The sequence below is a fragment of the Herbiconiux dendrobii genome (assembly GCF_052048175.1).
Lineage (GTDB): Bacteria > Actinomycetota > Actinomycetes > Actinomycetales > Microbacteriaceae > Herbiconiux.
This window is the reverse complement of sequence record NZ_JBLZQV010000003.1, coordinates 464,751-480,133: the sequence shown is the minus strand read 5'-3', so window position 1 is coordinate 480,133 and position 15,383 is coordinate 464,751. Positions and strand designations below refer to the sequence as shown.

Annotated in this window: 16 protein-coding genes and 1 tRNA gene; 15 read left to right on the top strand and 2 right to left on the bottom strand. The window is 69.1% G+C overall.

The window, feature by feature from the left end; all coding sequences use genetic code 11:
• Nucleotides 1-12 precede the first annotated feature (12 nt).
• The gene (locus ACN4JJ_RS11255; protein ID WP_440710003.1) at nucleotides 13-393 is read left to right on the top strand and encodes a cold-shock protein; all 381 of its coding nucleotides are present in this window, start codon (nucleotides 13-15) and stop codon (nucleotides 391-393) included.
• Nucleotides 393-1,280 carry a DUF3027 domain-containing protein gene (locus ACN4JJ_RS11250; RefSeq protein ID WP_440710002.1) on the top strand — a complete coding sequence of 296 codons (888 nt, stop codon included), beginning with the start codon at nucleotides 393-395 and terminating at the stop codon, nucleotides 1,278-1,280. The genes ACN4JJ_RS11255 and ACN4JJ_RS11250 overlap by 1 nt, the downstream gene beginning before the upstream one ends.
• A 93-nt stretch (nucleotides 1,281-1,373) precedes the next feature.
• On the opposite strand, the gene serC is transcribed toward ACN4JJ_RS11250, so the two are convergent.
• Nucleotides 1,374-2,492: a phosphoserine transaminase gene (serC, locus tag ACN4JJ_RS11245; protein WP_440710001.1), complete on the bottom strand. Its 1,119-nt coding sequence runs from the start codon at nucleotides 2,490-2,492 to the stop codon at nucleotides 1,374-1,376.
• Nucleotides 2,493-2,582: 90 nt separating this feature from the next.
• On the opposite strand from serC, the gene ACN4JJ_RS11240 reads away from it, so the two are divergent.
• From ACN4JJ_RS11240 to ACN4JJ_RS11210, 7 genes are all read left to right on the top strand, one after another.
• The gene (locus tag ACN4JJ_RS11240) at nucleotides 2,583-3,275 is read left to right on the top strand and encodes an iron-dependent transcriptional repressor DtxR (RefSeq protein WP_440710000.1); all 693 of its coding nucleotides are present in this window, start codon (nucleotides 2,583-2,585) and stop codon (nucleotides 3,273-3,275) included.
• Nucleotides 3,276-3,500: 225 nt separating this feature from the next.
• Nucleotides 3,501-4,514 carry a C40 family peptidase gene (locus tag ACN4JJ_RS11235; RefSeq protein ID WP_440709999.1) on the top strand — a complete coding sequence of 338 codons (1,014 nt, stop codon included), beginning with the start codon at nucleotides 3,501-3,503 and terminating at the stop codon, nucleotides 4,512-4,514.
• A 338-nt stretch (nucleotides 4,515-4,852) separates the two neighbouring features.
• On the top strand, nucleotides 4,853-5,353 hold the full coding sequence (locus tag ACN4JJ_RS11230; protein WP_440709998.1) for an HNH endonuclease: 501 nt from the start codon (nucleotides 4,853-4,855) through the stop codon (nucleotides 5,351-5,353).
• A gap of 111 nt (nucleotides 5,354-5,464) precedes the next feature.
• Nucleotides 5,465-5,536, top strand: a tRNA-Arg gene (locus ACN4JJ_RS11225).
• Nucleotides 5,537-5,704: 168 nt separating this feature from the next.
• The gene (locus tag ACN4JJ_RS11220) at nucleotides 5,705-6,238 is read left to right on the top strand and encodes a type IV toxin-antitoxin system AbiEi family antitoxin domain-containing protein (RefSeq protein ID WP_440709997.1); all 534 of its coding nucleotides are present in this window, start codon (nucleotides 5,705-5,707) and stop codon (nucleotides 6,236-6,238) included.
• The gene (locus ACN4JJ_RS11215; protein WP_440709996.1) at nucleotides 6,235-7,167 is read left to right on the top strand and encodes a nucleotidyl transferase AbiEii/AbiGii toxin family protein; all 933 of its coding nucleotides are present in this window, start codon (nucleotides 6,235-6,237) and stop codon (nucleotides 7,165-7,167) included. Before ACN4JJ_RS11220 ends, ACN4JJ_RS11215 begins: the two co-directional genes overlap by 4 nt.
• 155 nt (nucleotides 7,168-7,322) lie before the next feature.
• Nucleotides 7,323-7,496, top strand: a complete 174-nt coding sequence (locus ACN4JJ_RS11210) for a hypothetical protein (protein WP_440709995.1) — start codon at nucleotides 7,323-7,325, stop codon at nucleotides 7,494-7,496.
• A 532-nt stretch (nucleotides 7,497-8,028) separates the two neighbouring features.
• On the opposite strand, the gene ACN4JJ_RS11205 is transcribed toward ACN4JJ_RS11210, so the two are convergent.
• Nucleotides 8,029-9,237, bottom strand: a complete 1,209-nt coding sequence (locus ACN4JJ_RS11205; RefSeq protein ID WP_440709994.1) for an FAD-dependent oxidoreductase — start codon at nucleotides 9,235-9,237, stop codon at nucleotides 8,029-8,031.
• Nucleotides 9,238-9,478: 241 nt separating this feature from the next.
• Between ACN4JJ_RS11205 and ACN4JJ_RS11200 the strand changes: the two genes are divergently transcribed.
• The 6 genes from ACN4JJ_RS11200 to ACN4JJ_RS11175 all read left to right on the top strand — a co-directional run bounded on the left by ACN4JJ_RS11200 (nucleotide 9,479) and on the right by ACN4JJ_RS11175 (nucleotide 15,362).
• Nucleotides 9,479-10,690 carry an amidohydrolase family protein gene (locus tag ACN4JJ_RS11200; RefSeq protein WP_440709993.1) on the top strand — a complete coding sequence of 404 codons (1,212 nt, stop codon included), beginning with the start codon at nucleotides 9,479-9,481 and terminating at the stop codon, nucleotides 10,688-10,690.
• On the top strand, nucleotides 10,687-11,502 hold the full coding sequence (locus ACN4JJ_RS11195) for a creatininase family protein (protein ID WP_440709992.1): 816 nt from the start codon (nucleotides 10,687-10,689) through the stop codon (nucleotides 11,500-11,502). Before ACN4JJ_RS11200 ends, ACN4JJ_RS11195 begins: the two co-directional genes overlap by 4 nt.
• Nucleotides 11,499-12,545 carry a methylenetetrahydrofolate reductase gene (locus tag ACN4JJ_RS11190; RefSeq protein WP_440709991.1) on the top strand — a complete coding sequence of 349 codons (1,047 nt, stop codon included), beginning with the start codon at nucleotides 11,499-11,501 and terminating at the stop codon, nucleotides 12,543-12,545. Before ACN4JJ_RS11195 ends, ACN4JJ_RS11190 begins: the two co-directional genes overlap by 4 nt.
• 129 nt (nucleotides 12,546-12,674) lie before the next feature.
• Nucleotides 12,675-13,667, top strand: a complete 993-nt coding sequence (locus tag ACN4JJ_RS11185; protein WP_440709990.1) for an ABC transporter substrate-binding protein — start codon at nucleotides 12,675-12,677, stop codon at nucleotides 13,665-13,667.
• Complete coding sequence (locus tag ACN4JJ_RS11180) at nucleotides 13,664-14,476, top strand: ABC transporter permease (protein WP_440709989.1); 813 nt, start codon at nucleotides 13,664-13,666, stop codon at nucleotides 14,474-14,476. Before ACN4JJ_RS11185 ends, ACN4JJ_RS11180 begins: the two co-directional genes overlap by 4 nt.
• The gene (locus ACN4JJ_RS11175; RefSeq protein ID WP_440709988.1) at nucleotides 14,469-15,362 is read left to right on the top strand and encodes an ABC transporter permease; all 894 of its coding nucleotides are present in this window, start codon (nucleotides 14,469-14,471) and stop codon (nucleotides 15,360-15,362) included. The genes ACN4JJ_RS11180 and ACN4JJ_RS11175 overlap by 8 nt, the downstream gene beginning before the upstream one ends.
• Nucleotides 15,363-15,383 lie beyond the last annotated feature (21 nt).

Sequence of the window (15,383 nt, the reverse complement as noted above, 5' to 3'; positions counted from 1 at the left end):
AGGAGATTCACGATGCCCACCGGCAAGGTCAAGTTCTACGACGACGAGAAGGGCTTCGGCTTCATCAGTTCCGATGACGGTCAAGAAGTGTTCCTGCACGCGTCGGCACTGCCTGCCGGCGCCACGGTCAAGGCGGGCACCAAGCTCGAGTTCGGCATCGCCGACGGCAAGCGTGGCGCCCAGGCGCTCTCGGTGCGGGTGCTCGAAGCCCCGCCGAGCATGGTGAAGCTCTCCCGCAAGCCTGCGGACGACATGGCCGTGATCATCGAAGACCTGGTGAAGGTGCTCGACTCGATCGGCGGCAACCTCAAGCGCGGCCGCTACCCCGACAGCGCGCACAGCCGCAAGATCGCCGCGCTGCTGCGCAAGGTGGCCGACGAGCTGGACGCCTAGTGCCGTCTGATCAGGGCGAGCCGGAGCAGACTGCGTCGGAGGTCGAACAGACCGAGCCGGAGCACGTCGAGCCGGCCGGGGTGGAGCATCCGGAGCAGGTCGGATCGGAGCAGGTCGAGCCCGAGGCCCAGGAAGCCGCCGAGGTCGAGGACGCTTCTGACGAGGCATCCGAGGTCCAGGGCGACGTGCAGGCCGAGGCCGAGCCCGTGCGGGAGCCGCTGACCGACGAGGTGCTGCTGGGCTCCGTGGAGTTCGCTCGTGCGGCCTTGCTGGAGATCACGCCGTCGGTGAACATCGGCCCGATCGTGGGGTCGTCGGCCGCCGAAGACCACGTGCTCAGCCTGTTCTTCGAGTCGAAGCTTCCCGGCTACCCGGGCTGGCACTGGACCGTCACTCTGGCGCGCATCGACGAGGACTCCGAGCCCTCGGTGCTCGAGGTCGAGATGCTTCCGGGCGAGAACGCGCTGATCGCGCCGGACTGGCTGCCGTGGTCGGAGCGTCTGGCCGAGTACCAGCTCGCCCAGGAGCTCGCCGCCGCGACGGCCGCCGTCGAGGGTGACGACGAGGACGGCGATCACGACGACGAGGACCACGACGACGACGAGGACGATCTCGACGACGACGCCGGTCTCGACCTCGACGACGGCATCGACATCGACGACCACGTCACCGACGACGACGAGCTCGAAGAGGCCGCCGCGGACGACGGCTCGGATGACGACGACGAGTCCGATGACGACGAGTCCGACGACGACGACTCCGACGACGACGACTCGGACGACGATGAGTCTGACGATGACGACTCGGACGACGACGACTTCTACGCCGACGATTCCGACGAGGACGGCGACGACCCGCACGCCGAGAGCTACTCCGCCGGTCGCTGACCCTGGTCGGCCCGAAACCGCAGACGTCGCGGTCGCCGAGCTCCGGACGGAGCCGATGACCGCGACGTCTGCGGTTTCCGGGGTGAGTCGGGGCTACGAGCCCAGGTTCTCGACCACGTACTCGATCGCGGAGATGAGCTGGCGCACATCCGAGGGCTCGATGGCCACGAAGGTGGCCACGCGCAGCTGGTTGCGGCCGAGCTTGCGGTAGGGCTCGGTGTCGACGATGCCGTTGGCGCGCAGCGTCTTGGCCACCAGGGCGGCATCGATGCTGTCGTCGAAGTCGATGGTGACGACCACCTGCGAGCGGTGCTCCGGATTCGACACGAACGGCGTCGCGTACGAGACGCCCTCGGCCCAGTCGTACAGCGCCGAGGAGGACTCGGTGGTGCGGGCGGACGCCCAGGGCAGGCCGCCGTTCTCGTTGATCCAGGAGATCTGGTTGTCGAGCAGCACCAGCGTGGAGATGGCCGGGGTGTTCAGCGTCTGGTTGAGCCGCGAGTTGTCGACGGCGTTCTTGAGGCTCAGGAACTCGGGGATGTACCGGTCGGATGCCGCGATCGACTCCACGCGCTCGAGGGCGGCGGGGGAGAACAGTCCGAACCAGAGGCCGCCGTCGGAGGCGAAGTTCTTCTGCGGGGCGAAGTAGTAGACGTCGGCTTCGGCGGTGTCGAAGTCGATGCCGCCCGCCGCGCTCGTGGCATCCACGACCGTGAGCGCACCGGCGTCGCCGTGCACGCGCTTCACCGGAGCCATCACACCGGTGCTCGTCTCGTTGTGCGGCCAGGCGTACACGTCGACGCCCTCGAGCACCTCGATCTCGCCGCGCGATCCGCCGTCGCTCTTCACCACGTGCGGCTTCTCGAGCCAGGGAGCCCCGGCAGCGGCGGCGAACTTGGAGCCGAACTCGCCGAACGACAGGTTCTCGGCGCGGTTCTGGATGAGGCCGAACGCGGCCGCATCCCAGAACGCGGTCGATCCGCCGTTCCCGAGCACGACCTCGTAGCCCTCGGGGAGGGAGAAGAGAGAGGACAGGCCTTCGCGCACGGAGCCGACCAGGTTCTTCACCGGGGCCTGGCGGTGGCTCGTGCCGAGGAGGGACGCTCCACGGGTGACGAGGTCTTCGAGCTGACCCGGGCGGACCTTCGATGGTCCGCAGCCGAATCGGCCGTCCACGGGGAGTCTGTCGGTGGGAATCTGGATCTCGGCCATGATGACCATAGTATCGACGCGCGAGCGCCCGACCGGCACGGCGAAACAGTAGGCTGGTTAGGTACGCCTCACAAGGCCTAGGAGTATGCAGTGGCAGATTTGATCGATACGACCGAGATGTATCTCCGCACGATCCTCGAGCTCGAGGAGGAGAACATCAACCCTCTTCGTGCCCGTATCTCCGAGCGCCTCGGTCACTCCGGCCCCACCGTCTCACAGACCGTCGGGCGCATGGAGCGCGACGGCCTGGTCGTCGTCTCGGTCGATCGTCACCTCGAACTCACCGAGGTGGGCCGCAAGAAGGCGATCTCGGTCATGCGCAAGCACCGCCTCGCCGAGCGGCTGCTCAGCGACGTCATCGGTCTCGAGTGGGAGCTCGTGCACGAGGAGGCCTGCCGCTGGGAGCACGTGATGAGCGAGCAGGTGGAGCTGCGCATCCTGGACATGCTCGATCACCCGACGGAGTCGCCCTACGGCAACCCGATCCCGGGCCTGGACGCCTTCGGTGACGACGCCGCGGTGCCGTTTACGCGGGGCGTCGTGAACATCGTCACGCTCGTGCACGGAGCCGTGGGCAAGCAGACGAAGACCATCCGCCGTCTCGGCGAGCCGGCCCAGGTCGATCCCGAGCTGCTGCTGCAGCTGAAGCAGGCCGGCGTCGTGCCGGGCAACAGTGCCGCGTTCTCGGCGGTCGGTTCCTACGTTCTAGTCGAGGTCGAAGGTTTCGACGGCGGGCTCGAACTGCCCAACGAGGTCGCAAGCCACATATTCGTAGGGATCTGAGCGCCTCCTCGTCACCGCGCGTTACCGAATTGTTAAAAAGGGTCGGTTTCGAGGTGACAAAGGCGGAGGCCTCACGTATCCTCGAACGAGTCCACCGCCCGCCTAACGGGGGTGGATCCGGGCCAAGACACCTCGTTTCCCGTCTCTTGGGCACCGAAAACACACGCCCTTAACGTGTGGACGGGAGCAGTGCCCTAGCTGCGCGAGGTGCCGGAGGATTGCATTTTGGCCCCATATGGAGAGTCGCCCGAAGCCGGGCGAAACCCCGAAGACCCGAACACACCCGAGACACTTCCCACCGCAGCATCCGCTCAGCCGGCGAGTCGTCGCGAGCGTCGCGAACTCGAGTCGCGCGCTGCCGGTGCCGCCTCGGCCGGTGCCCCTTCGGCCCGTGCCGAAGCTGCCGGTTCGGCCCTCGAGGTGCGCCCCGTGGTCGCGCCGCCCGCGGTGAAGCCGACGACGGCTGTCGCGGTGGCCGAGCCCCGCAAGGTCGGTCCGAGCATCCGCGTGCCGCGGATGAAGAAGCCCACCAAGAAGGGTGCCGTGAGCGTGGTCGTGATGACCTTCGCCGCGGCGCTGATCGCCACCATGGCCCTCCCGGCCTACGCCTTCGGCGGCGGCGGCAACTTCGACAACGGTGTGGCGACGGATGCGGCGCTCAGCGGCAACCAGACGCTGGTGGTTCCGGATGCGTCGGCCGCGCTGGCCGTGAGCCGCGACAACTACGTCGCCCCCACGACCGAGCAGCTGGCCGCGACCCGCGAGGCCGCTGCAGCGGCCGTGCGCGCCACCGAGGCTGCTGCCGCCGCCGAGGCTGCCGCAGCCACCGCTGCGAACGCCAAGACCAGCGGCGCCTCGAGCAACGGTGCGTTCACGGTCAACCCGCCCTCGGGCTCGTACAGCGGAGCGGCGCTCGTCGCCTTCGCCGAGCAGTTCGTCGGCGTGGTGCCCTACGGCAGCGGCGCGAGCCCCGACACCAGCTTCGGCTGCGACGGACTCACCCAGTACGTGTTCGGCGCCTTCGGCATCTACCTGCCGCGCACCGTGAGCAACCAGGCGGCGATGGGCATCCCGATCGCTCCCGAGGATGCGCAGGCCGGCGACCTGATGATCTACCCGATCGGCCACGTGGGCATCTACGCCGGCGACGGCACGATGATCGACTCGCCCGACTGGGGCCGGTACGTCGAGCACCGCCCGGTGTGGGGGAGCTACTACTTCGTCCGGATCGTGGCGTAGCCACGCGAGGCGTGTAAACACTTCGTTACCGAGACGCGAAAAGGCGTGCCACAGATATGTGGTACGCCTTTTCTGTCGTACTCTGAAGCTCTGATCGTCCTCGAGATCTGGAGAGCCTGATGTCGCACGGTAGGAGCATCCGCCCCACGGGTCGTCTCCTGCTGCTCGTGCGCAGGCACACGAGTGGACTGAGTCAGGACCGCATATCGGTTCTGGTGAGCAAGGCGCTGTCATTGTGACGGCGCCTTTTTTGTTGTCCGCGCGTCTCCGCATCCCGGTGCCGGCTTGTGAAACATCGAACACCTGGAAGCCGTCCAGGTCTCTTCGAAAGGGAGAGCATGCGAACACTGGTCCTCAACGCAGGATATGAACCGCTCGGAGTCGTCTCGTTCAAGCGGGCGCTCGTGCTGGTGATGAACGAGAAGGCGCGGGTGCTGGCGCGGGATGAAGAGCATCCGGTCTTCGGCACCACGGGCGACGCCTACGATCGCCCGGCGGTCATCCTGCTCACCCGCTACGTGCGGGTTCCCCTCAATCGGATGATGCCGGTGTCGCGCCGGGGCGTGCTGCGCCGCGACAACCAGCGCTGCGGTTACTGCGGCGGTTCGGCGACGACGATCGACCACATCCAGCCCCGTTCGCGCGGCGGCAAGGACACCTGGGAGAACCTCGTGGCCTGCTGCCTGCGGTGCAACAACATCAAGAGCGACCGCACGCCCGCCGAGATGGGCTGGTCGCTGCGCACCTCGCCGCGGATGCCGCACCAGGCCGGCTGGAGCATCAAGGGCGCCGAGCGCGCCGAGCCGCAGTGGGAGACGTTCCTCGAGGCGGCCGCGTAGCGCGTGCCGGGCGTCTCCGACGCGGTGCGCGTGGTGCCACGCCCAGTCACGACGGGCGCGTGCCGCCACCCGCACCGCGCTGGTGCCCGGCCCGCTAAACTGGGCGGGTCAGCCTCTGTAGCTCAATGGAAGAGCGACTCCGTCCTAAGGAGCAGGTTGGGGGTTCGAGTCCCTCCAGGGGCACCGTTGTGCCACGTGCTCGTATCCCTGTGATTCCGGGGATCTGAGGCTCTCCTCTCGCGATACGCAATCGCGTTTGCCCACACATCGCCCACACGTGCTCCAGGTCATGGGCTACGAGCCGCCAAAACCGTACCACTATTGGTACAGTAATGGCGGAGAGGTGAGGAGATGGGTTATCGCCAGGATCTGTGGGAGATCGCAGCGTCGCACAACGGCGTGGTGACCCTCGCCGAGGCCGAGGATGCAGGCGTGCCCGCCGTGGAAGTGCGGAAGCTCGCTGCTCGTGGCGCGCTCCGCGCATACGGGCAAGGTGTCTATGCGCACCGCGACGTGCCGAAAACATCTTTTGCTCAGCCGGCGATCGCCACCGCTCTGGCGGGGGAGGGCGCATTCTTGCATCGCGAATCCGTCCTTGATCTGGTCGGGCTCGGCCAGTTCAACCCACCGAAGGTGCGTGTGGGGACTCGCCGTCGGGTGAGGCGCACTCTGCCGAACTGGATGGAGCTGGAGAACCGATCTGATGTGCTCGACGATGACCTCACTCGCTACGAGGGCGTCCTGGCGACAACCGTTCGGCGGGCGCTGGAGGACATGCGAGACCGGATGCCGCCCGATCGGTGGGAATCCCTGGTCGACTATGCGCTCAGGAGGGACTTGATCGGCGAGCGCGACGCCGTCCTGTGGAAGACCGCGTCGGCATGAATGAGGTGACACCGCCGCTGAACGTCACGCAGCTCAACGACCGGCTCACACAGGTCGCGGCGGAGTGGGGCATCCCCGTCGCGCGTGCGCGAATGATGCTGTGCACGCTGATCGTGTCGCAGATGCTTCCTGATGCTGTCGCGATCAAGGGCGGGATGGGTGTGAAATTGCGCCTTGGTGAGCGGGGTACGCGGGCGACCTCCGATCTCGACGTCTCCACGCGTGTCCGCGGCGAGGAGTTCGAGCAGTCATTCCGCGCGCGTCTGGCTGAGGGGTGGGGAATGGTTCCGGCTTCGAAGGGCGAGTTGCGGCGCAACCCGGATTCGCCGGATCGCGTCGCATTCACCGCGAACGTGCGTGCCGTGAAGCCCCATGATCCGGGGCTCGCCCGCCCGGCGTATGTGATGCATCCCTATCGGGTGTCGATCTCCTTCCTCGGTAGCGCGTGGGGCGCGCTCGATGTCGAGGTTTCCGACCCCGAGGTCGATCCATACCCGCACACGCGGATGGAGGTCGACGGAGGGCTGGCGCAGTTCGGTACCTTCTTCGGATTCGGTGAGCTGCGGCCAGTCGACCTGGTCGAGCTCGAGTACCAGATCGCGCAGAAGATCCATGCCGTCACCGACCCTGCCTACGTACGGGCGCACGACCTGGTCGACCTCCAACTGCTCTGGAACGCCGGCCCCGATCTACCCAGCCTGAACAACCTCTGCGTGCGCACGTTCGAGTGGCGACGACAGCAGGCTTGGCCGCCGCTCCCGGTGCGGTACATGGATGGGTGGGAGCTCGCCTACTCCGACGCGCGCGCGGAGACCGAGGTCGACGGCCGGATCTTGGTCTTGCCGGATGTCGCAATTGCACGCGACTGGCTGAGTCAGATCATTCGCGCCATCCTGTCGTCCACACGCGGCCCCATCGGAAGGGCTTGATGTCGCGGTCGATAAAGTGCCGGCGTTCTTGACCCGGACTGAGAGTTCACGTCTATCCAGGGGCACTGTTGTCTTCGGGTACCCACATCGGCGCTGTCGCGCGTGGGTTCGGCGGGAGTGCTGCATGCGGGCGGATCGGCGTACTGTCGGTGCGTATGGGGGATCGGCTGGAGTCGGGGCGCGGGCGGGACTGGCTCGATCGGATGGCGCCGGTGGGTGATGGCTCCTACCGCGAAGGTGCGGGTCGCATCCTCGTGACCGTCACGGGTGCCGGGTTCGCGCTTGCCGGAGTCCACGTGCTGCGGCACACGAAGAAGGACTACCGGTGAACAGGGGGTCGCGGGTCGCTTTGGGCTGGATTGCGGGGTTGGTGCTCGTCGTCGTAGCCGGGCTGGCCCTGGCGTCGAGGTGGCACCTCTGGGGGTGAAGCTGCCGCAGCGGGCCCGGGCCGCCCACCAGGCGAGCTGGGCAGGGCCACGGCAGGGCGGATAGGGTTGCTGGCGATTGGGGGATCGGATGGTTGTTCCGCGGGGTGGGTTGAGCTGGAAGGCCGTGGCCTCGATCTCGGTCGGCTTCTTCGTCGTGGCGGGGTTGAGCGCGGCTGTGATGGTCGGGGATCCGGACGAGGTGGGGTGGCGGTGGCTCCTGCCCTTCGCCTGGGCGTGTCTCGGCATTGCACAGGCGTGGGAGGCTCGGAAGAGGTACAAGGCACAGAAGCGGGCTGCGGCTGAGGCGCAGCCCACCGACGAGTAGCGCGGAGATGGGCCAGCGCGGGGGCGGGCCAGCGCAGGGACGGGCCACAGCGGAGACGGGCCACGGCGGAGACGGGCCACAGCGGAGACCGGCCATAGCGGAGACGGGCTACAGCGGGACGCTTCGGAACTCGGGCTCGCGCAGGGACTGCACTCCGAGGAAGAAGTCGCGGGAGGCCTCGGGGTCTCGCTCGACTCGCTGGTAGAGCTCGAAGGCTTCGTCGATGTCGGCCTGGACGCCGCCGTAGACCAGGTTCTTGAAGCGGGTCGCGGTGGGTGAGGCGTTGTCCAGAAACGCGGTGCGGCGACGGTCGGCGTAGTCATCGAGAGCGGCGGCGGAGGCGTCGCCGGCGATCACCGCGAGGAGGCGGTCGACGAGAAGCTCCACGTCGAACACACCGCTGGTCAGGCCCATCGCCCCGGTGGGGTTGGTGAGGTGTGCGGCATCACCGGCCAGCAGCACCCGGCCCACACGATAGCTCTCCGCCGAACGCTGGTGCATGTGGTACGGCGAGAACTGCACCAGCTCGTACTGCTTGTCGCCGGGCAGGAAGGCCTGCATGAAGGCGTCGATGCGGTCGGGGATGCCGGCCTCGGGCAGGTCGTCGCTCTCGGCGAAGGTGACGCGCCAGAGCCCCTCCCGGTCGAGCAGGGCCACGATGCAGCCGAGCTCGGCATCCATCACCATGTTCGCGCGGCCGTAGCCGTAGGCCTCGAAATCGAAACGGATGTTCGTGGCCACGAAGCGGTCGTCCCAGGTGAAGCCCGGGAAGTCGAGCCCCAGCGCCTTGCGCACGGAGCTGCGACCGCCGTCGGCGCCGATCAGCCAGTCCGCCGTCAGCGTGCCACCGGACTCGAGGGTGACGGTGACGCCGCCGGATGCCCCGTCTTCGACCGGTCCGTCGGCATCCTGACTCACGGCTACGACGCCGTCACCCCAGCGCACGGTGGCGTTCGGCAGGCGGGAGAGGTGGTTGAGGCAGATCTGGCCGAGCCTGTCCTGCCCGAGGTTGAGGTTGTAGGGGTAAGGCACCACGCCTTCGATCGCGGTCTGGCTGATCTGCACGCTCTCGCCGGTGGAGGGGCGGTGGAAGGTGTTGCCGCGCACGATCACGCCCTCCGCCTCGGCGTCTTGGCGCACTTCGAACTTCTCCAGCACCTCCAGCACGCACCAGTGGTAGACCGCCGCCCGAGGCGAGTCGTTGAGGTGCGTGTCGCGCTCCAGCACGGTCACCTCTACACCTGCGCGCGCGAGCGCCAGCGCCGACAGGAGACCGACCGGGCCGGCTCCCACCACGATCACGTGGGCAGTATTCATGTGAACCTCGCTGTTCGAAACATGCCGACGACCACCTACGTAGGGTGAACGGACTGTCTGACAATCAGCCTACGGCGTCGACGTGAGGCGTGCAATCACCGTGCGGCGCGCGTTACACGCGTGAAATACGGGAGACCTAAGGTGATGAATGTAAACTTCATCAACATTTTGGGCGTGAATGTCAGTGACAAGTGTTTTGGCCGGAGGGTTGCTGCCGAATGGGAGCGCCGCGGACATCGTCGTGAGCGACGGGGTCGTGCAGCGGGTGACTCCGGCCGGGAGCGGGCTCGGCAAAGTCGCAGAGGCGGGGATGGAGCGGATCGAGCTCGACGGGATGCTCGTGCTGCCGGCCGCGGCCGACGCGCACGCCCACCTCGACAAGGCGTTCAGCTGGGATGCCGTGCGGCCGCCCGCAGGCGACCTGCGGGCCGCCATCACATCGTTCGCGGCGTTCCAGCGGGAGGCCTCCGAGTGCGACATCCTGGAGCGCGCTCGGCGGGCCGTCCTGGCTCTGGCGGAGAACGGGAGCACCGCCATCCGGAGCCACGTCAGCCTGATCGAGGGGGAGGATCCGCTCCGCGCGATCCGGGCCCTCGTGCGCCTGCGCCGCGAGCTGGACGGGGTGCTCGACCTGCAGCTCGTGGCGCTCAGCACCCACGCGGCGAGCGACGAGACGATCGAGGCCGCGATCGGCGCCGGAGTCGACCTGCTCGGCGGGGCTCCGCACCTCTCGCCCGATCCGGTGGCCCAGACCCGGCGGCTCGTCGGGCTGGCCCAGCGCTTCGGTGTGGGCATCGACCTGCACGTCGACGAAGACCTGCGGAGCGAACCGACGCTCGGGTTGTACGCCGAGCTCGTGGCCGCAGCATGGCCCGAGCGGATCGGCGGACACGCCACCGCCGGGCACTGCGTGCGGCTCGGCACTCTCGAGCCGCCGGAGCGCGATCGCCTCATCCGCGCGGCCCGGGACGCGGGCATCGGCATCGTCACGCTCCCGCAGACCAACCTCTACCTGCAGGGCCGGCACGACGAGATCGCGACCCCGCGCGGGCTCCCGCCGCTGCGGGCACTGCTCGACCAGGGCGCCGTGCTCGGGGCGGGAGGCGACAACGTGCGCGATCCGTTCAATCCGCTCGGCCGGTCGGACCCGTTCGAGACCGCCATGCTGCTCACCGTGGCCGGGCACCTCGACCCCGAGGAGGCCTGGAGCGTGGTGAGCACCGGATCGCGCCGGGCGATGGGGCTTGCGGATGCCGGCACCGCGGTGGGGCAGGTCGCCGACCTGGTGGCGGTGCGCGCGACGAGCATCGCGGGGGCGATCGCCGAGGCGCCTGCCGATCGGCTGGTGATCCGGCGCGGGCGGCTGGTGAGTCGCCGCCACACCGTCGTCGAGCGACTGTGGCAGGGTGCCGGGGACACCGACCTCGCATCCGAGACCAGGAGGACCGCATGACCGGCATCGCACCGACGAGCCGCCGCTTCGTCGACCTCACCGCACCCGAGGTGCGGGAGCGGCTCGGTGAGGACTCGGTGTTCGTGCTTCCGGTGGGCGCGCTCGAGCAGCACGGCCCGCACCTGCCGCTCTCGACCGACCTCGTGATGGCGGAGGAGGTGGCCGCGGCCGCCGTGGCGCAGGCCTCCGCCGACGGCGTCGATGCCTGGCTGCTGCCCGCCCTCGCCTACGCGAAGTCGGACGAGCACGACTGGGCAGCCGGCACCCTCTGGCTCACGGCCGAGACGCTGCTGGACACGCTGACCGGGATCGGCCGCTCGCTCGCCACCACCCCGGCCCGCAAGCTGCTGTTCGTGAACGGGCACGGCGGCAACGTGCCCTTGCTCGGCACCGCGGCCCGCGAGCTGCGCCGCCGTTTTGGGCTGCAGACCTTCCTCGGCGGGCTGCGACTGCCGGGAGGCGACGGCGTGACCGGGCCCGACGAGTGTGGGCTCGGCATCCATGCCGGCTTCGCCGAGACCTCGGTGATGCTGCACCTGCGGCCCGAGCTCGTGCACCTCGAGCGCGGGCGTCGCAGCGTGCCCGACTCGCTGCAGGGCTGGACGACCCTCGGCATCCACTCCAAGCCCGTGACGATCGGCTGGCTGAGCGACGACTTCGGCACCGACGGCACGATCGGCGACCCCACCGGGGCCACGGCCGAGCGCGGAAAGGAGCTGTTCGACGCGACCGTGCGGCAGTTCGCCACGGCGCTCGAGGAGATCGTGCGCTTCACGCCGGAACGCCCGACCCGCGAAGGAGCACGAGCGTGAGCACAAGCGCGGCATTCGTCTGCCCCAAGGCCATGGATTACGGGCCGTGCGGCGGCGTGCACCCCGACGGCACCTGCGAGGTGGCGCCGCATCCGTGCGTCTTCCTCGACTCGGCACCACGCCCGTGGTCGGGCATCGACCGGCCGGGCCAGCGATCGCTGATGCCCCTGCCCGCGCCGAGGCGGCAGGAGGGCACCGACCTGCTCGCCCTGATGCGCAGCCGGCCGATCGTGATGAGCGACTTCCCCATCCGCGACCCCAGCCGGCCCACGGTCGAGGCCGGAGCCCGCGCCCTCGTGGGCTGGGTCGACGCGGTGCTCATCGGCGAACCGCCGAGCGTACGCGTGCAGTACCCGCCCGCCTTCCGCACCCAGATGCTGCGCTCGCTCGGGCTCACGGTGTGGTGCAGCGTGAACTGCCGCGACCGCAACCGGGTGGCCCTCGAGGGTGAGCTGGCGGCGCTCGCCGACGCGGGCGTCTCGGCGGTGCACTGCGTGACCGGCGATCATCCGGCCCTCGGCCGACGACCGGATGCGATGCCCGTGTTCGACCTCGACTCGACCGAGCTGACGTCGCTGGCGCGCGCGAGGGGGCTCACCATCTCGGTGGCCGAGTCGCCCGAGTCGGAGCCCGTCGCGATCCGCCCGCAGCGCTTCGCGCAGAAGTACGCGGCCGGAGCCGACATCGCCTTCCTCAACATCAACTCCGGGCCGACGATCGTGCGGGACTTCCTCGCCGAGGCGGGGCGCCTCGGCGCACCCGCGCCCGCCGTGGTGTGCGTACCGCTGATGATCGACGAGGGGAGCGCCGCCATCATGACCGGCCTGCCCTCGCACCTGCTCCCACCCGGCTACCTCGAGCGCATCATGGGCAGCGAAGACCGGCGCGAGGCCGGCATCGCCGCGGCGGTCGACCTGGCGCTGCGCTACCTGGAGGTCGACGGCGTGCGGGGCGTGTGCATGTCGGGAGGCGCCACCCGCGGCGGCGAGGTGGACTACGCGGCCGCCATGGCGGAGGCGGCTTCGCGGCTCTCGGTGGGCTGAACCGGGATTTCGTCACGCCACGGTTACATTGGGCGCGGATTCCGACACGCAATGGAAACATCACGAACATAGGGTGAAGAAATGTAAGTGAGCGTTACATTCCCTGCCCTGTCCCGATCGGAGACCTCCATGCCCACCAGATCCCCCCTCGTCTACGGCGCCGGCGCGCTCGTCGCCGCATCCGCCCTGTTCCTCACCGCCTGCTCGAGTGGCTCCGAGGCCGCACCGGCCACGAGCGGCACCACGGCCGGCGGCGTCAGCACCATCCGTGTCAGCACACTCGGCTTCTGCGACGACCCGATCGTGTGGGGCATCGACCAGGGCATCTTCGCCGACCACGGCCTCGAGGTGGAGCTCACCACCGTGCAGTCCGGCGCCGCCGGCGTCTCGGCCCTGCAGGCCGGTGAGATCGACGTGGCCTACGCCAACCCGCTGACCAGCCTGCAGGCCATCGACGGCGGGGTCGACCTCAACATCGTCTCGGGCAACTCGCTCTCGAACGAGACCTCGAACGAGCTGATCGTGGCCACCGACTCGCCCGTGCAGACCGCGGCCGACCTCGACGGCACCACCGTGGCGCTGAACGCCCTGGGCGGCCTGGCCGAGATCCTCACCGCCGCCTGGATCGCCGACGAGGGCGACGGCGCGACCGCCAGCTTCGTGGCCGTGCCCTTCGCCGACCAGGTGACCAGCGTGGTGAACGGCACCGTGCAGTCGGCCGAGGTGGGCGCCTCCCAGGCCGCCTCCGCGCACGACGCCGGCACCGTGCGCTCGCTCGGCAACCCGTTCTTCGACGGGGTGGGCGAGATCCCGACCTCGTTCTACGTGGCCAACGCCTCCTGGATCTCCGAGAACGAGACCGCCGCCGCCTCCTTCGCCCAGGCGATGACCGAGGTCGCGGCCTCGGCCAACGACGAGGCCAACGACACCGACCGCTTCGAGGTGACGGCCGCGGCCTGCGGTTCGACCGCCGCCGACCTCGCCGCCAGCGCCGAGCCCACGTACGTCGGCCAGCTCGACGCCGCCGCCGTGACCTCGCTGGTCGACCTGCTGGTCGACGCCGACGCCATCGGCGACACCGACGTCGACGCCGTGCTGCCGACCCTGGCCCGCGCCGAGTGACCACCTGGTTCGCCGCCGCGGACGGCGCCGACGACATCCGCTCCGCGATGGGCCGCCGGCTCGCCCCGATCGTCTTCGGCGTTCTGGGCGCGGCCACGGGCGTCGCGGTGTGGGCGCTGATCGTCGGTGCCGGATGGGTGTCGGAGCAGTCGCTCCCGTCACCGCTCTCCGTGGCGGCGAGCCTGCCGGTCGTGCTCGCCGACCCCGCCTTCTACGCCGGCATGGGAGACACCCTCGGCTCCTGGCTGGCCGCGCTGTCGCTCTCGACCGTCGCCGCGATCATCCTGGGGCTCATCCTCGGCACCGTGCCGTGGCTGTCCCGGCCGGCGATGGTGGCCGTGAACGCGCTGCGCTCGATCCCGTCGACCGCGCTCATCCCGGTGGCCATCCTGCTGTTCGGCCTCGGGGTGACCATGAAGATCGCCGTCTCCATCTACGCCGTGTTCCCGGTCATCCTGATCAGCACCATCTACGGCGTGGTCGGCACCGAGCCGATGCGCACGGATGCGGCCCGCTCGATGCACTGGTCGTGGTGGCGCCGCTACGGGATGCTCGTGCTGCCCTCGGCGACGCCCTCGATCGTCACCGGCATCCGCGTGGCATCCGGGATCTCGCTCGTGGTCATCATCAGTGCCGAGCTGCTCGGTGCCAAGTCGGGTGTCGGCCTCGTGCTGGTGCGCTACCAGCAGGCGCTGCAGATCGACACCGCCTACGCCTGCATCACGCTGATCGGACTGGTCGGCATGCTCGTCTACGCCGGGATCTCCGTGGTGGAGAAGGCGACGATCGATCGGATCCATCTTGTCTAGCGCCGTTCTGAGCCCGTCCTCCTCGTCTCCGGAGGCCTCCGTCCCCACGCCCGCCCCGGATCGCGCCCGCCCCCGCGCCGGACGGGGCTTCGCGCGCCGGGTGCTGCGCCCGATCTCCTCGCTCTGGATCCTCGCCCTTCTGCTGGTGGCCTGGGAGGTCGTGGGCCGGGTGGCCCCCTCGGTGTTCTTCCCGCCGTTCTCGGTGGTCATGACCCAGTTCGCCGAGGACTGGTGGAGCGGCGACCCCGCCACCCTCTTCCTCAGCGAGCAGTTCTGGGCCAGCGTGCCGATCAGCCTCTCCCGCCTCGCCCGCGGCTGGGGTCTGGCCGTGGTCTTCGGCCTCGTGATCGGCTTCGCCCTCGGTCGCAGCCCCATCGCCCGGATGATGTACAGCCCGGTCATCCGGTTCTGGATGTCGGTTCCGAACGCGGCGCTGCTGCCGATCGCGCTGCAGTTCTTCGGCGTGACCGAGGGCATGAACATCTTCCTGATCTGCTTCGGCACCGTGTGGCTGATCACCGTGAACACCGCCGACGGCGTGGCCGGGGTGAACCCCGACTGGGTGCGCTCGGCCCGCAGCCTGCACCTGCCGAGATGGACGCTCTACCGCCGGGTCATCCTGCCCGCCGCCAGCCCGCACATCTTCGCAGGGCTGCGGATCAGCGTGAGCTTCGCGCTCATCCTGATGATCGTCGCCGAGCTCTACGCCACCACGGCCGGGCTCGGGCACGACGTGGCGCTGTACCAGCAGACCTTCCGCTACAAGCAGATGTGGTCGGCGTTCGTGCTGATCGCCCTGCTCGGCATCGCCATCAACGTGCTGTTCGACCTGCTCGAGCGCCGCGTGCTGCGCTGGCAGCGCCGCACCGGCCTCGCCGACCTCTGATCCCCGCCTCACCCCAAGGAC

Excerpts from the sequence above, each read along its gene's own strand:
- ACN4JJ_RS11255 (WP_440710003.1), top strand. The coding sequence starts at position 13 with ATGCCCACCGGCAAGGTCAAGTTCTACGACGACGAGAAGGGCTTCGGC.
- serC (WP_440710001.1), bottom strand. The coding sequence starts at position 2,492 with ATGGCCGAGATCCAGATTCCCACCGACAGACTCCCCGTGGACGGCCGA.
- ACN4JJ_RS11230 (WP_440709998.1), top strand. The coding sequence starts at position 4,853 with ATGCGAACACTGGTCCTCAACGCAGGATATGAACCGCTCGGAGTCGTC.
- ACN4JJ_RS11220 (WP_440709997.1), top strand. The coding sequence starts at position 5,705 with ATGGGTTATCGCCAGGATCTGTGGGAGATCGCAGCGTCGCACAACGGC.
- ACN4JJ_RS11215 (WP_440709996.1), top strand. The coding sequence starts at position 6,235 with ATGAATGAGGTGACACCGCCGCTGAACGTCACGCAGCTCAACGACCGG.
- ACN4JJ_RS11210 (WP_440709995.1), top strand. The coding sequence starts at position 7,323 with ATGGGGGATCGGCTGGAGTCGGGGCGCGGGCGGGACTGGCTCGATCGG.
- ACN4JJ_RS11205 (WP_440709994.1), bottom strand. The coding sequence starts at position 9,237 with ATGAATACTGCCCACGTGATCGTGGTGGGAGCCGGCCCGGTCGGTCTC.
- ACN4JJ_RS11195 (WP_440709992.1), top strand. The coding sequence starts at position 10,687 with ATGACCGGCATCGCACCGACGAGCCGCCGCTTCGTCGACCTCACCGCA.
- ACN4JJ_RS11185 (WP_440709990.1), top strand. The coding sequence starts at position 12,675 with ATGCCCACCAGATCCCCCCTCGTCTACGGCGCCGGCGCGCTCGTCGCC.